Annotated in this window: 18 protein-coding genes and 2 tRNA genes; 13 read left to right on the plus strand and 7 right to left on the minus strand. The window is 36.3% G+C overall.

The window, feature by feature from the left end; translation table 11 throughout:
- Positions 1-148 precede the first annotated feature (148 nt).
- The 4 genes from DW761_RS18740 to DW761_RS18755 all read left to right on the plus strand — a co-directional run bounded on the left by DW761_RS18740 (position 149) and on the right by DW761_RS18755 (position 1,886).
- Positions 149-234: transfer RNA gene (locus DW761_RS18740), tRNA-Leu, on the plus strand.
- A gap of 80 nt (positions 235-314) precedes the next feature.
- Positions 315-1,073 carry a hypothetical protein gene (locus DW761_RS18745; RefSeq protein WP_117454416.1) on the plus strand — a complete coding sequence of 253 codons (759 nt, stop codon included), beginning with the start codon at positions 315-317 and terminating at the stop codon, positions 1,071-1,073.
- Positions 1,074-1,152: 79 nt separating this feature from the next.
- Positions 1,153-1,695: a GNAT family N-acetyltransferase gene (locus DW761_RS18750; RefSeq protein WP_117454415.1), complete on the plus strand. Its 543-nt coding sequence runs from the start codon at positions 1,153-1,155 to the stop codon at positions 1,693-1,695.
- A 105-nt stretch (positions 1,696-1,800) separates the two neighbouring features.
- Positions 1,801-1,886: transfer RNA gene (locus tag DW761_RS18755), tRNA-Leu, on the plus strand.
- 112 nt (positions 1,887-1,998) lie between these two features.
- Here the strand turns inward: DW761_RS18755 and DW761_RS18760 are convergent.
- From DW761_RS18760 to DW761_RS18775, 4 genes are all read right to left on the minus strand, one after another.
- The gene (locus DW761_RS18760) at positions 1,999-2,658 is read right to left on the minus strand and encodes a hypothetical protein (protein ID WP_117454414.1); all 660 of its coding nucleotides are present in this window, start codon (positions 2,656-2,658) and stop codon (positions 1,999-2,001) included.
- Positions 2,645-3,163, minus strand: coding sequence for a hypothetical protein (locus DW761_RS18765; protein WP_117454413.1), 519 nt, complete (start codon positions 3,161-3,163; stop codon positions 2,645-2,647). Before DW761_RS18765 ends, DW761_RS18760 begins: the two co-directional genes overlap by 14 nt.
- Positions 3,164-3,230: 67 nt before the next feature.
- The gene (locus tag DW761_RS18770; RefSeq protein ID WP_117454412.1) at positions 3,231-4,184 is read right to left on the minus strand and encodes an L-lactate dehydrogenase; all 954 of its coding nucleotides are present in this window, start codon (positions 4,182-4,184) and stop codon (positions 3,231-3,233) included.
- 101 nt (positions 4,185-4,285) lie between these two features.
- On the minus strand, positions 4,286-4,660 hold the full coding sequence (locus DW761_RS18775) for a DUF4064 domain-containing protein (protein ID WP_117454411.1): 375 nt from the start codon (positions 4,658-4,660) through the stop codon (positions 4,286-4,288).
- Between the two features lie 159 nt (positions 4,661-4,819).
- On the opposite strand from DW761_RS18775, the gene ftsX reads away from it, so the two are divergent.
- From ftsX to DW761_RS18810, 7 genes are all read left to right on the plus strand, one after another.
- Positions 4,820-5,728: a permease-like cell division protein FtsX gene (gene ftsX, locus DW761_RS18780; protein WP_117454410.1), complete on the plus strand. Its 909-nt coding sequence runs from the start codon at positions 4,820-4,822 to the stop codon at positions 5,726-5,728.
- A gap of 12 nt (positions 5,729-5,740) precedes the next feature.
- A complete protein-coding gene (locus tag DW761_RS18785; RefSeq protein ID WP_117454409.1) occupies positions 5,741-7,357 on the plus strand; it encodes a murein hydrolase activator EnvC family protein in 1,617 nt (538 codons plus the stop codon).
- Positions 7,358-7,439: 82 nt separating this feature from the next.
- Positions 7,440-8,483 (plus strand): A/G-specific adenine glycosylase, encoded by a 1,044-nt coding sequence (gene mutY, locus DW761_RS18790; protein WP_117454408.1) that lies wholly within the window; start codon positions 7,440-7,442, stop codon positions 8,481-8,483.
- Positions 8,465-9,055: an NUDIX hydrolase gene (locus DW761_RS18795; protein ID WP_117454407.1), complete on the plus strand. Its 591-nt coding sequence runs from the start codon at positions 8,465-8,467 to the stop codon at positions 9,053-9,055. Before mutY ends, DW761_RS18795 begins: the two co-directional genes overlap by 19 nt.
- An 85-nt stretch (positions 9,056-9,140) precedes the next feature.
- On the plus strand, positions 9,141-9,866 hold the full coding sequence (locus DW761_RS18800; protein WP_233511511.1) for an aspartate kinase: 726 nt from the start codon (positions 9,141-9,143) through the stop codon (positions 9,864-9,866).
- 66 nt (positions 9,867-9,932) lie between these two features.
- Positions 9,933-10,124, plus strand: coding sequence for a hypothetical protein (locus DW761_RS18805; RefSeq protein WP_117454405.1), 192 nt, complete (start codon positions 9,933-9,935; stop codon positions 10,122-10,124).
- A gap of 10 nt (positions 10,125-10,134) precedes the next feature.
- Entirely contained in the window at positions 10,135-10,545 is a 411-nt protein-coding gene (locus DW761_RS18810) for a GNAT family N-acetyltransferase (protein ID WP_117454404.1), read from the plus strand.
- A 38-nt stretch (positions 10,546-10,583) separates the two neighbouring features.
- Here DW761_RS18810 and DW761_RS18815 read toward each other — a convergent pair whose 3' ends face one another.
- A complete protein-coding gene (locus DW761_RS18815) occupies positions 10,584-10,775 on the minus strand; it encodes a hypothetical protein (RefSeq protein ID WP_117454403.1) in 192 nt (63 codons plus the stop codon).
- A 93-nt stretch (positions 10,776-10,868) separates the two neighbouring features.
- On the opposite strand from DW761_RS18815, the gene DW761_RS18820 reads away from it, so the two are divergent.
- Both DW761_RS18820 and DW761_RS18825 read left to right on the plus strand, forming a co-directional pair.
- Positions 10,869-11,855: a LolA family protein gene (locus DW761_RS18820; protein WP_117454402.1), complete on the plus strand. Its 987-nt coding sequence runs from the start codon at positions 10,869-10,871 to the stop codon at positions 11,853-11,855.
- Entirely contained in the window at positions 11,852-12,187 is a 336-nt protein-coding gene (locus DW761_RS18825; RefSeq protein ID WP_178695199.1) for a type II toxin-antitoxin system PemK/MazF family toxin, read from the plus strand. Before DW761_RS18820 ends, DW761_RS18825 begins: the two co-directional genes overlap by 4 nt.
- Positions 12,188-12,249: 62 nt before the next feature.
- Here DW761_RS18825 and DW761_RS18830 read toward each other — a convergent pair whose 3' ends face one another.
- Complete coding sequence (locus tag DW761_RS18830) at positions 12,250-12,879, minus strand: HAD family hydrolase (RefSeq protein ID WP_117454400.1); 630 nt, start codon at positions 12,877-12,879, stop codon at positions 12,250-12,252.
- Positions 12,880-12,941: 62 nt separating this feature from the next.
- Positions 12,942-13,409: a hypothetical protein gene (locus tag DW761_RS18835; protein WP_117454399.1), complete on the minus strand. Its 468-nt coding sequence runs from the start codon at positions 13,407-13,409 to the stop codon at positions 12,942-12,944.
- Positions 13,410-13,649 lie beyond the last annotated feature (240 nt).

Raw genomic sequence — 13,649 nt, forward strand, 5'->3', positions numbered from 1 at the left:
ACCTTTCTTTGCACGGGGTTAATTATCATATAAAAATGTGTGATAAAGATGTGTTGTGTGTGAAAAATTGAAGAATTTTATAAGAAGAGCTAAAGAAAGCTAGAATATTTCTTAAAAATATTGTATGATAGTAGGGCAAATGTGCCATGCAGTCGTGGTGGAATGGCAGACACGCTACTTTGAGGGGGTAGTGAGAGTAATCTCGTGCGGGTTCAAGTCCCGCCGGCTGCACCAATAGAAAAATTTCGTCCCATTTTAGGGACTTTTTTCTTTTTTACGAGTATAATGAAGTTAGGAAAGCAAAGGTGAAAGGTATGAAAAAAATCATAATGCTGTGTTGTTTATTACTGCTTGTATGTGGCTGTCAGAAAACTGAAGAAAAGAAAGTGGAAAAAGAAACGCCAACTACGGATACAACAGCTCCAAAGGAGAATACTTCCTTGAAGCTGGATGAAGCCAAGGACTATGTGTATGTTGCATCATCTGTAGAGGCAAAATTATCAGATGAACAAAAGCCTTACTTTGAAAAGCGCGATAAAGCAATCGATACGCTGGTGGTAAATATCAATAGTGAGGATGCTAAAAAGGTGAGTCAGGAACTAGAAAAAAGCGCAAAATCTTTACAGGAGGAAATGAGCATTGGGGATGATGGCTATGTAGCTCGTTTTACTTCATTAAGTGGAGGCGCAATGGTAAGTGATTCATATATTTCTATTCTGGTAAAACGTCAGCCTTTCATATGGCAGTCAGAAGGCGTTTCTCCAACCTATCAGGTGTATGTATTTAAAAAAGATGATGGAACGTTAATATCTCAAGAGGATATGCTGAAGGAATTGCATTTAAGTGATGAGGATGTTGTGAATAAATTAAAAGCTATCTATGAAGAAAATAATTATGAAATCTGTGGTACAGAAATGGCAGAATGCTATTATGAACCTGAAATTTTTAGAAATGATGAACATATGCCGGATACTGCAATGTATGTAAATGATAATAATGATCTTGTTGTATATGTAAGAAAAAGTTTTGGGTTAGGATACACATGGGAACCTGTAATTATTGGATTGTCTTAAAATCATATACTTTTTCTATCTTATGATTATGAATTATGGTATCATAGTAAACAATATCATGAGAAAGGGAGTGAGATAGATGATATTAGAAACAAAACGTTTAATATTACGGCCATGGGAAGAAAGTGACGCACAGGATTTATATCAATACGCAAAAGATCCAAAAGTTGGTCCTGCGGCAGGATGGCCGGTGCATACGAGTGTGGAAAACAGTAGAGAAATCATAAAAACGGCACTATCTGCGCCAGATACGTATGCCGTTGTCTTGAAAGAAAGTGGAAAAGCAGTTGGAAGCATCGGTTTGATGAGAAAAGAAAACAGTAATTTGAGCATTGAGGATCATGAAGGCGAAATTGGTTATTGGATTGGTGTTCCTTATTGGGGAATGGGGCTGATACCGGAAGCCGTTAGAAAAATGCAGGAATATGCGTTTGAAGAAGTTCATATGCATACACTGTGGTGTGCTTATTATGATGGAAATGAAAAATCACGACGGGTTATGGAAAAATGTGGATTTACATATCACCACAGCGTGGAGAATGTTTCTTGTCCATTGATTCATGAGGTAAGAACTGAGCATGTGATGTGCTTACGTAAAGAAGACTGGTTGAAAAGAGCTTAATTTTAAGCTCTTTTCTTATCAAAAAAATATAGGTTTATTATATTTTTGGAAAAGGGACTAGACGAACATCAAAAAATGTTGTATTATTATAAAGCACAAAAACTTGCAGAAGTGGTGGAACGGCAGACACGCTGTCTTCAGGCGGCAGTGGGAGCAATCCCGTGAGAGTTCAAATCTCTTCTTCTGCACCAGGTTACGTGTTGAGCGCTCTATATCAGCGCTTTTTTTTATGTGAAAGAGGGCAGAAGAAGAGATGCGTTCCCACTGCATGAATATAAAACAAAGACCTTGATTTCAAGGTCTTTATGCATCTATAAAGCTTTTTAATTTGTTGATGATATTGCATAATAGCATTTGTGCTTTGGATAAGGCGTTTTGATCTGCTTGTACATGGGCAGTGAAAGTACAAATATCTTTATATGTTGAAATGGATAATTGAAAAGATGGATAGGTACGCAGCGCAGTAATCACATATGCATCCATGATTTTACAATCATCAAGGCGCATTTGCGTATCATCTAATATACCAAGATTGGTGTAGGATATCGTGGGATTGTGGAAAACTTTACACGCAAGAAGTCGTATCCAGGATAGTGGCAAAAGGTGATAAAAGGTATGATACCATTTGATTTCTTTTAAACTGCTGTTTCGCAAACGTTCTTCTTTCATTTGGATGTGTATTTCCTGAAGGATCTCCATCCAGTTTTTATGCGCAATATCATGAATGGTAATTGCATAATCACCAGTAAAATTCGTGATACTTGTATCAGGACAATGTAATAAAAAAGGTCGTAGATTGACAGGGCATGGTATCGTAATAGATGATTGATGATATAAATCATAAAGTGCTAGCAGATAGGCACACATGCAGACATCATTAATTGTGACCTGATGATTGTTTACGATATGTTGAATTTCTGCGATTGGAATTTTTTGAGTAAGAATACGCTCATGTGTATTCATTATCTATGATATTTAGTTTTATCGGCACAGCCTTTGGCTTTTTATGTATAGGCTTTTTGGTCTTTATGAAAGAAAGTGAGGATAGATTTCGCTCATTTTGAACCGTAATAGAATCCTTATTGTAAAAGTGACATAAAAGATATAAGAGCTGCATAGCACCATTTCCATCACATAAAACATGACTGCATCCTATACGCAAATCATCATAACCTTGCGCATGTTGAATCTGAATCTGTAACTGGGGGTGTTTGGTAATATCCCATGAAGAAAAATCGAAGTCGTCTACTTCATCAATGATGGTATAAGATGTTAAGGGAAGCCATGCATGTGATGATTCATCATATCGGCATGCCCATTGTGGCATGAAATCAATACATTGTGAAACAGCCTGTGATAATTTGTTGATACATATGCATGGTTGTATACGCAATTGAAAATATAACACAGGTTGTCTTATGGATAAATCTAATGCTTCTAATAAATCTAGTTCTAATGCTGGATACATTTTATCACACCTTTTTTTACATGATAGCATGTTTTGGAAAAGAAAAAAAGCTGACAATGAAGTCAGCCTAGATATCTAAATCTTTATAGAAAGAGCGAAGATGTGCACAAGATGCCTTAAATTCAGTCATTTCCTGTTCATTCAAACGTAATTCCACAATTTCTTTTGCGCCACTGCGATCCATGATGGTAGGAACGCTGATATATAAATCAGTTTCTCCATATTCTCCATTCAATAATGTGGATACAGGCAGAATCTTGTTTTCATTATATAAAATGGTTTTGATAATACCAACCGTTGATGCCGCAATGCCATAACATGTATTGCCTTTACGATTAAAGATTTCCCACCCACCTTTGATGGTTGCTTCTTTAATTTCATCATAAGGATGTTTTCCAATACGATCTTCATTGTCATGCACAACACTATAAATATCCTTACCGCCAATGGTTATCGTACTCCATGGAATCATTTCACTATCTCCATGTTCTCCAATTACAAGGGCATTCACACTTCTAGGATCTACATCAATACGTTTAGCGATATTACATTTTAAACGTGCAGTATCTAATGTAGTACCACTTCCAATTACTTGATTAGCTGGCAGCCCACTTAATTTATAAGCATAATAACTCATGATATCCACAGGATTGCTGACAACGATCAAATGCCCATCAAATCCGGTTTTCATAATACTTCCTACAATAGATTTCATGATTTTCTTTGAAGAATCCAACATAATCAAACGATCATTTTTATCTTTTGGCATAGGTGCACTGGCTGTAATGACGATAATGTTTGCATCTTTACAATCATCATATGTACCAGCATGTACACTTACATTACGATGCATGTATTCCATGCAATGTGTTAAGTCTAATACTTCTCCTACAACTTTTTCTTCATTTAAATCGATTAATGCGATTTCATCACAGATTCCCTGATTTACAAGGCAGAATGCAGTACTGACACCAACGTTGCCAGCACCGATGATCACAACTTTACTTTTCTTGATATTCATTAATATACACTCCTTATACTTCCTAGTATGGCCTAAAACCTTTACAAGTATAGCAGTAGATATGGTTTTCTGTAAAGAAAAAAAGTAGGTTTCCCTACTTTCTAAATAAATGATTTCTTTTCTTTGCGAACAAGACACATGACGCCTGCACACATCAATAAGATAAAGCTGATGATATTGATGATGTTGGAAAATATAATGATAATTGCCGTTACAATCATGATAATGCCGCAGATTTTAGGGTTTTTATCTGTATTCAGTGCTGCGAAAGCTGAAATAATTGATGCGATAAAGGCAGGAATATACATCATATACATCGCTTGAATATCGCTGCTTGTGAAATGGATACCGATTTCATCATATTTACCAGGCTCCAATGTGATCTGAATGCATAAATACAAAGTAAAACCTATCAATGCTGCCGCAAGCAGGGCACCAATCAGGCCTAAAATCCTTTCTTTTTTTCTGTTGAACATGCCATCACTCCTCAATCCATATGAACAAATTATACGCTATTTTGAAAGAATTGCCAATCGTTATTTTTTATCATTATTTTCAATGGGATAAAATCGTGTTACAATAAGAGGGAAAAGACAACAAAAGCTGAAAATAGCTGGAAATAAAGAGATGATGCTATGAAGAAAATATATCGACATGTAAAATTTTATATCAAAACATCCTTAAAAAGCATACGCCGTCATATTGGCATGACTTTATCAGCTGCCATGGCAGTTTCTATTACACTGATTTTGATTTCGATGTTTATGCTGATTGGGGATAATTTAAAAACATTTACCTATCACATTGAAAAGCAATTAACGATTCGTGTCAGTATTGATAATGTTGCGACCCAAAAAGAAAAAGAGGCCTTAATGGCAGATATCAAAAAGATGGATGGTGTAAAAAAAGTTACCTTTAGCAGTGGAAAAAAAGAATTGGAAGAGTATAAGAAAGAATATAAAGATTCCAATCATTTGTTTGATATGTATGATGGGAAAAGCAGTCCTATTCGTGATGCACTTATTGTAGATATGGAAAATGCCAATCAAATCGATGCCGCATGTAAAGAAATATCCACAAAGAAGAATGTAATTTCAGCGGATTATGGAGGAGATCATACAGATGAGATGATTTCTGTATTTGCTTCTATTCGATCTGGTAGTATGATTTTTATCGTATTTTTGGTATTGATTGCGGCTTTACTAATTGGCAATAAGATCAAAATGAGTATTTATACAAGAAGAGAAGAAATTGCCGTGATGCGTAATGTGGGTGCCAGCAACTGGTTTATCAAAGCACCAATGATGCTGGAAGGTATGTTGATTGGATTTTTTGGTTCTATCATACCTGTCGTATTAACGATATTTGGATATCAATATTTATATCAGGTGTTCCATGGTGTATTTTTAAGCGATATGTTTCAATTACAGGCGGTATATCCTATGACAATTCAGATATCTTTGATATTGATAGGCATAGGTATGGTCGTTGGACTTGTGGGAAGTTTTTTATCCACAACAAAATATCTACGTTGGAAACGTTAGGAGGGTTGTTGTATGAGAAAAAGTGTCATGATTTCATGTGTAGCGTTGGCGATGATATTATCACAATCATACCCATTACAGGCGGAAAGCTTTGAGGGCAAAGAAGATGAAATGAATAAGCGATGTTCTGCAATCTATGATGAAAAAACCCAAAGCGAATGTTCGGCATATAAAGATTATCTGGTGAATAAAAAGAGTGATGCGGATAAGCGTGTTAAAGAACTGTCAAAACAAATTGCGGCAGTTGAAGGGGATATCACAAAATTAGGTTCTGTGATTGAACAAAATAATGCAGAATTAGCATCTGCGCAAAAAGTATTGGACAGTATTGAAAGCTCTGTGCAACAGACCAATGCATCCATTGAGAAATTAAAGGTACAGATCAAAGAAAAAGAGGATAGTATCAAAGAGCGTGACCAGTTAATGAAGGCACGTTTAGTAGAAATGCAGCCATATGTCGGCAGTAATAACTTTATTGATTTCCTTATGGGCGCCTCAAGCTTTACGGATCTTTTAAGAAGAACAAGCATAGTTGGCGAATTAAACAGTTATGAACAGGAACAGATTGAATTATTAAATAAAGAAAAGAAAGAGCTGAAATTGAAACAGGATGATGTGACTTTAAAAAAAGAATTATTAGAGGCACAGAAAAAAGATGCGAAAGCACAAAAGGAAGAAGTATCCGCAATCAAAGAGGCGAATGAAAAGCTGATGTCAGTTTATCGTAAACAACAAGAAAGCATCACTGCACAAAAGGTAGCGGCGCAGGTTTCCAGTGGGCAATATGCTTCCAGTATTCCAAATATTGATTTAAGTATCATACCAGATAACTGGGGTAGTGATACAGGAAAAGAAGAAACTCCATCAGATAATGGTGATAAGAATCAGGGAAATAACAACAATCAAGGATCAAATACGAATGATGGCAAAGGCGATAATGGTTCAAGTAATCAGAGTGGTTCTAATCAAAACAATGGCGGTAGCTCTAACAATGGTAACGCTGATGGAAATCATAGTGGTGGAAACAGCTCTGGTGGAAGTTCAGGACCGGATTTAAGCTCTGGCTGGGTATATCCAATACAGGGGAATTTCTATTATTCTCAGGGAACATGGGCATATACCGATGGTTCTCCACACAGAGGAATTGATTTTGGAACCTATCAGAATACGGGGTTGCCAATCATTGCGCCAGCAACTGGTATTGTTGTGGCAGTAAATGATGGTGGTGTGGCAAATCATCCTTGGGATGCAGCCCCATCCGAAGCGGAACAGATGGCAGGATATCCATATGGTGCAGGAAATGGCATGCATATGATTGTCAACGTGAATGGCATATGTTATGGCTTATCATTTTATCATTTAACAACTGGTTCATTTACCGTCAAAGAAGGCGATATCGTAACACAGGGTACTATGATTGCACGAAGTGGCAATGCAGGAAACAGCTGGGGACCACATTTACATTTTGAGGTAATGCGATTAGGCAAAATGTCTATGAAAGAAGGCGTACAGATGTTCTATAATTATGGCAAAGATTATTTCTATGGAAAATATTATGTAAGTTCCGCAAGATGTGATGTGACAGGAGAACCTTGTGCAGTCCGTCCGGAAAGTTTATTAGGCATATAAGCTGAAAACGATCATGAAATATGGTCGTTTTTTTTTAAGCAATTTATGTGTGTAATCAAACAGAATGTGGTAAAATAACCCCATGGAAAAGATAAATAACAAACAACTCGTAGAAGATTTATTGGCATGGTATGACGCCAATGCAAGAATATTGCCATGGAGAGAAGAAGCAACACCTTATCGTGTATGGGTATCTGAAATTATGCTGCAGCAAACCCGTGTGGAAGCAGTAAAACCATATTTTGAGCGTTTTATCCATGCATTGCCTGATATTTCAGCGCTGGCACATGCAAGTGAAGATACATTAAGAAAGTTATGGGAAGGATTGGGCTACTACCATCGAGTAAGCAATATGAAAAAAGCAGCCATTCAATGTATGGAACGATTTAATGGGCAATTACCATCTACATATGATGAATTGTTAAGCTTATCTGGTATTGGCGCATATAGCGCAGGTGCAATCGCTAGTATTGCGTTTCATCAACCGGTACCAGCAGTTGATGGAAATGTATTGCGTGTATTTAGTCGTGTATGGGTAATCGAAGATGATATCTTAAAGGAAAGCACAAAAAAGAAATTCCAGAAGCTGTTAATGGAGGTAATTCCAAAAGAGCGTCCGGATGCATTCAATCAGGCGGTAATGGAAATCGGAGCAATGGTATGTGTACCAAATGCTGCACCCAAATGCCATATTTGTCCACTTGCCCCTCATTGCAAAGGATATCAAACAGGTGTTACACACAAACTGCCAGTGAAAGCGGGAAAGAAAAAACGTACGATTGAAAAGAAGTATATCGATGTGGTTGTATATGAAGACAAAATATTGCTTCAACAAAGAGAAAAAGATGGATTGCTGGCGGGACTATATGAATTTAATACCTTTGATTATCCCCAGGAGGAAGAACTGTTCTTATCCACGCTGGATATCGAAAAAATCGTACCTTTAAAAGATAGTAAACATATTTTTACACATAAAGAATGGCATATGAGTGGAAAACTTGTATTCATACGGAAAAAGATAAAAGGCAACTTAGTCAGTATGCAGGATTTGGAAGAGCATTATGCGATACCTTCAGCATACAAAGCGTATAAGGAGGGATTGATAGAATGGATGAAACATATGTAAATGATGCATTATATCAGAAATTAAAGACATTTCAGCCATGGAATGAACAAGAAGCGGCTGATCAACGTGTCATGCTTGCATATATGGAACAATTCCCTGATATCTATAATCGGGAAAACGTCTTTGCTCATATGACAAGCAGTCCCTGGATCATGAATCATACAAAAGATAAAGTGTTGATGATTTATCATAATATTTATCGATCATGGGGATGGTGCGGTGGTCATTGTGATGGAGATCATGATAGTATTCATGTGGCATTAAAAGAGGGAAAAGAAGAAACAGGATTACAACATCTAAAACTTGTCAGTAAAGATATTCTGGCAATTGATATATTGCCTGTACCACCACATACAAAGCGTGGAAAATTTGTCAGTGCCCATGTGCATTTAAATGTCACATATTTATGCAGTGCAGATGAAGGGGAAGCCATCACCATAAAACCGGATGAAAATAGTGGTGTGGCGTGGATACCAATAGATAAAATTAACACTTATGTAAGTGAAGAAGATATGAAACCGGTATATGAAAAGCTGTTAAAGAAAGCGAAATACTATGAGGACATGTTCTAAAATGAATATGTCTTTTTTATTTGAAGGACGATTTCTTTCACAAACCGGTATGTTTTCACATATGGTATAGAGAGTATGGGGGTATATGATGAAAATACGTGTGATGAAATTTGGCGGTACATCTTTACGTAATCGAAAGACAAGAACCTATGTGTACCGGCATGTAATAGAAGCCAGTAAAACAAGCAAAGTGTTGATGGTAGTTTCCGCAATGGGAAGATATCCGGATGCCTATGCAACAGATACACTGCTATCACTTGGCAATGATCATATCAGTAAAGAAGAGAGCGCAAGACTTGTGTCAATTGGAGAGCAGCTGTCTGCCCTTACCATTAGTTCAGAATTACAGGAAATGGGCATTGATTCCTATTCTATTCCCTTTTGCGATGCAGGAATTATCACAGATGATACGTATGATTACGCAAGAGTGTTGGATTTAGATGATCATATGGTAAAACGTCGTTTACGAGATTACGATGTAGTGGTGAGTGGCGGCTTTATTGGTATCAATGATGAAGGAAAGGTCACAACCCTTGGCAGAGGCGGTAGTGATTATAGTGCAGTGTTATTTGCGGATATGCTGGGACTAAATGAAGTGGAAATTTATACAGATGTGGATGGTGTATATACGATGGATCCCAAAATGCATACGTATGCGATGAAATATGATCAGTTAAGTTATGATGAAATGTTGAATATGAAATCAAGAGTTCTACATGATCGCTGCGTCACATATGCTAAAGAACATCAAATCACCATTCATTTAAAGGGAACATTTTCCTGCAGTGCAGGAACAATTATTTCTCAATAAAAGTGACATAATTTCACATAACACGTACATGGATTTATGATATAATAGCTTTGTGAGGTGAATTCTATGAAAAATATCATTTTAGTAAAAAACCTGAATGACAATGATCAGGTAGAAACTTTAAGAAAAGCATTAAGTGAAACAAGAGTTGATTTTGATATCAATTTGGATAAAAAATGTGTGATTGTGGAAGGCAACAGCGATATGGTGGCAATTGCCAGAAAAGTTGTTTCTGATCATGGATTTATGATTATTTAAGGTATGAAAAATGTTGACGTGGAAGAAAGATCAAAATCAAAACGATTGGCATATGATCAGGGAAGAAGTCTTTGTGAAAGAACAGGGATTTCAAAATGAATTTGATGACATCGATGATTTCGCAACGCATATCTGTATATATGAAGATGGAAAAGCACTTGGCTGTGTTCGCTTTTATGTAGAAAATGACAAAATGCGTATTGGTCGTCTGGCAGTGTTAAAACAGGCGAGAAAAAAACATCTAGGTGCATATCTGTTAGAACTTGCAGAGCGTGAAATCAGAAAAAGTGATTATCGGGAAGTATATCTAGATGCCCAATGCAGGGTGGCTGGATTTTATGAAAAACAAGGATATGTAATATGTGGAGAACAACATTTAGATGAACATGTTCCCCATGTATTGATGAAAAAGGTTCTTTAAATGACAAAGACTTTTACTTGGAAATAAGTAAAAATATATCATTCATCTTTCTTGAATATCAAAATATCAAGAAAAGCAGCAGCTCCTATCAAAAAGGCCAGTAATTTATCAAGCCACAGATGGTTCGCAAAGAATGACATAAAGAATGTGAAGTTTAATAGTTTATATAAAGCATAATGTAAACAAAAAGCAATACTGCACACAAGTGCAGTTTTTTGTATTTTACTCATTTTTTTCACCTGTTTTATTCTATGAAAGTTCATTGGATTTATGAATGATTTTCCAAAGGTGGGCATAAAGTAGAATGTCAGGGAGGAAAAGAAATGAAAGCAAAAATCATAGCGGGTATCGGAATCGTTGTGCTTGTCGCTGCATTGGCATTCTCTATGAAGCCAAAGCCGTTTGATGAACAATTTGAAAGTAAAATGAACGATATGGATTCGTACATCTTAAGTGGCGATATGGAAATCACCAAAGGTGAGGACGTAAAAACATACGCTTTAGAAGTGGGATATCAGAAAGATGAAAAAGATTTATTTAAGGTATCCTTAGTTGACAAGGAGTTAAATCAGGAACAGGTGATATTGAGGAATGATGGCGGGGTGTTTGTGGTAACGCCAAGTCTGAATCAGGTTTTCAAGTTTGAAGGTGACTGGCCATTAAATTCTCCAAAGCCATATCTGTTGCAGAGTATCGCAGAAATCGTGAAATCCGATAAAGCAGAAATCACGAAGAAAGATGATGGTTATTTGGTAAGCAGTAAGGTCACATATCCAAATAATAAGAATTTTAATCAAGAAGAAATCATGTTTGATAAAGATGCCAATTTGAAATGGATACAAATCTATAATTCAGATCATGCAGTACAGTTAAAAATTGTATTCAATAAATGTACGTATGATTCAAAAATGAAAAAAGATTATTTTAAGACACCAGAAGCATTAGATAGTAAGACGAGTACAAATGGAATCAGTGAGGAAGATTTACCACTATATCCTGTGCAGGTATTTGACGCTGATTTACAGAAAGTATCTAAAATGAATACCGGAGCACAGATGAAACATGTGTTAGAATATGCAGGAGAAAAGAATTTCACAGTTGTAGAGTCAATGCGCAAGGCAGTGCCAGAAACCCAGACGGTGTTGATGCCAGGGGAAATGGTAGATAGTCTAGATGTGGTGGGGTTTTATGATGGCAATCATATGAGTGTGATTCATAATGGGGTGGAATACAGTGTATATTCTGAGGAATTGGGTCCTGAGGAAATGATGCAGGTGATCAACAGTATGCAGGTGGCTGTGATGAAATAATGGTAAGACGAGGAGATGTTTATTATGCAGATCTTTCTCCGGTTGTAGGAAGTGAGCAGGGAGGTGTGCGTCCTGTTGTTGTGGTACAAAATGACAAGGGCAATAAATATAGTAAAACGATCATTATAGCGCCAATTTCAAAGAAAATGAGTAAACCGCCAATTCCGACACATGTGATTTTTTCTGATTCGTCTTTGAGTTATGTATCCATGATTTTATGTGAGCAGTTACGAACAATTGATAAGAAACGTTTGGGACAATGGATATGTACGCTGGATGATAAAACAATTGATAAAATAGATCAGGCAATTCGAGTGAGCTTGAATATATAATTTGCGTATATAAAAAGGATGTCTTTTTGAAAAAAATGTAAAAAGGCATCCTTTTTGGGCGTTTAGTTGGAAAATAAGGTTAAAAGTTCATCAAAGGAATCGATTTTTGCGTCATATGAATCAACAGTGCCAAATCCATAAGTGGCGTATATGAATGGAATTTGTGCGTCTTCGCAGGCTTCTTTGTCTTTTTGAGTATCTCCAATATAAATAGCATCTTTTAGATTGTTTCGTTCCATTAAAAGGCGTATGTTTTTTCCTTTTGGTAGACTGGTGCGGCCACTGCATTCGCTATCTTTGAAATACTGGCCAATTGGATGGGCAGTAAATAAGGCATCGATATAGCCATCTTGACAGTTGCTGACGATAAATAGATTGTATGTTTTAGATAGTTGTGATAACACTTCTTTTACGTTTGGATATAAAATACCGCCATGTGTTTTTAAGTGATTGTTTTCGTTGTCGCAGCATTTTTGAATAAATGTCAGACGTTCACTTTTTGATAGGTATGGAAAAAACTGATCAGCAATATCAGGAATCAGTAGTCCCATTACACCTGCCATCATATCGTCTGTAATGAGTGGGTAGTTTTTGTTTTCTTTTGTGATAATTTCGTTGTAAGCTTCACAAATCTGATGTGTCGCATCCCATAGCGTACCATCAATATCAAATATTAAATTTTTTGAAATCATATCCTTCTCCTGTTTTCTTTTTGTTTATGCGCTATTATGGTATCATATTTTGAGGATATTTTCTATTGATCTTCTGCTTGCATTAAAATATTACAGTACCAGAGATTTTCGTCATGTACCAGATCTAAACGCATTTTTTTGCCTTTGTTTAGGCGGCGTTCAATTTTACTGTTCATGGCAAGTGGGATAATGATTTCTTTGCATGGGAAGCCTTCGCCACAGGATAGGAATAAATCGTTATGTATGATTTTAAAGGCGTTGGTGGACCATGTGCCGCTTTTGTTGTAAGTACCAGTTCTGTTTTCTATTTTGGCAGTGGCTATTTTTGTGGCAACTGTATAAAGCATCCAGCGACATGATTTTTCAATGCATGGAGAATATTGGAAACTGGAGAAGCGTTGTTTCTTTTTTAGGTTCACCATTTTTGTGATTAGACGTTGTAATTCAGATAAATATATGTATTCATATTGTTGAAGAATTTCGTGTTGTTCTTCATCAGTCCTTAGTTTTATTTGTACAGTGTAATACATAGTGGTCATCTTCTTTCTTTTTCATGAATTCATAAATATTCGTTTTTTTAACAAATTTTGGACAATTTTTTTGCGATTTATTGAAAATTAAGCTGTCAAACAAAAATGGAAATGTCTTAAAAATAATTAAACATTAGTACCGGATTATAGCTTTCCATCAAATGCTTCGATCACCATCACATTCATCCCTTTTTTCAGATATGCTTTACTACCAGATTTCGTTATAGGAATAAAATACTT

The sequence above is a fragment of the Absiella sp. AM29-15 genome (assembly GCF_003434225.1).
In the GTDB taxonomy this organism is placed as follows: Bacteria; Bacillota_I; Bacilli_A; order Erysipelotrichales; family Erysipelotrichaceae; genus Hoskinsella; species Hoskinsella hominis.

Bases quoted from the DNA above. Each gene is read 5' to 3' on its own strand.
- DW761_RS18745 (WP_117454416.1), top strand. From the start codon at position 315: ATGAAAAAAATCATAATGCTGTGTTGTTTATTACTGCTTGTATGTGGC.
- DW761_RS18750 (WP_117454415.1), top strand. From the start codon at position 1,153: ATGATATTAGAAACAAAACGTTTAATATTACGGCCATGGGAAGAAAGT.
- DW761_RS18760 (WP_117454414.1), bottom strand. From the start codon at position 2,658: ATGAATACACATGAGCGTATTCTTACTCAAAAAATTCCAATCGCAGAA.
- DW761_RS18765 (WP_117454413.1), bottom strand. From the start codon at position 3,163: ATGTATCCAGCATTAGAACTAGATTTATTAGAAGCATTAGATTTATCC.
- DW761_RS18770 (WP_117454412.1), bottom strand. From the start codon at position 4,184: ATGAATATCAAGAAAAGTAAAGTTGTGATCATCGGTGCTGGCAACGTT.
- DW761_RS18775 (WP_117454411.1), bottom strand. From the start codon at position 4,660: ATGTTCAACAGAAAAAAAGAAAGGATTTTAGGCCTGATTGGTGCCCTG.
- ftsX (WP_117454410.1), top strand. From the start codon at position 4,820: ATGAAGAAAATATATCGACATGTAAAATTTTATATCAAAACATCCTTA.
- DW761_RS18785 (WP_117454409.1), top strand. From the start codon at position 5,741: ATGAGAAAAAGTGTCATGATTTCATGTGTAGCGTTGGCGATGATATTA.
- mutY (WP_117454408.1), top strand. From the start codon at position 7,440: ATGGAAAAGATAAATAACAAACAACTCGTAGAAGATTTATTGGCATGG.
- DW761_RS18795 (WP_117454407.1), top strand. From the start codon at position 8,465: ATGGATGAAACATATGTAAATGATGCATTATATCAGAAATTAAAGACA.
- DW761_RS18800 (WP_233511511.1), top strand. From the start codon at position 9,141: ATGATGAAAATACGTGTGATGAAATTTGGCGGTACATCTTTACGTAAT.
- DW761_RS18805 (WP_117454405.1), top strand. From the start codon at position 9,933: ATGAAAAATATCATTTTAGTAAAAAACCTGAATGACAATGATCAGGTA.
- DW761_RS18810 (WP_117454404.1), top strand. From the start codon at position 10,135: ATGTTGACGTGGAAGAAAGATCAAAATCAAAACGATTGGCATATGATC.
- DW761_RS18815 (WP_117454403.1), bottom strand. From the start codon at position 10,775: ATGAGTAAAATACAAAAAACTGCACTTGTGTGCAGTATTGCTTTTTGT.
- DW761_RS18820 (WP_117454402.1), top strand. From the start codon at position 10,869: ATGAAAGCAAAAATCATAGCGGGTATCGGAATCGTTGTGCTTGTCGCT.
- DW761_RS18830 (WP_117454400.1), bottom strand. From the start codon at position 12,879: ATGATTTCAAAAAATTTAATATTTGATATTGATGGTACGCTATGGGAT.
- DW761_RS18835 (WP_117454399.1), bottom strand. From the start codon at position 13,409: ATGTATTACACTGTACAAATAAAACTAAGGACTGATGAAGAACAACAC.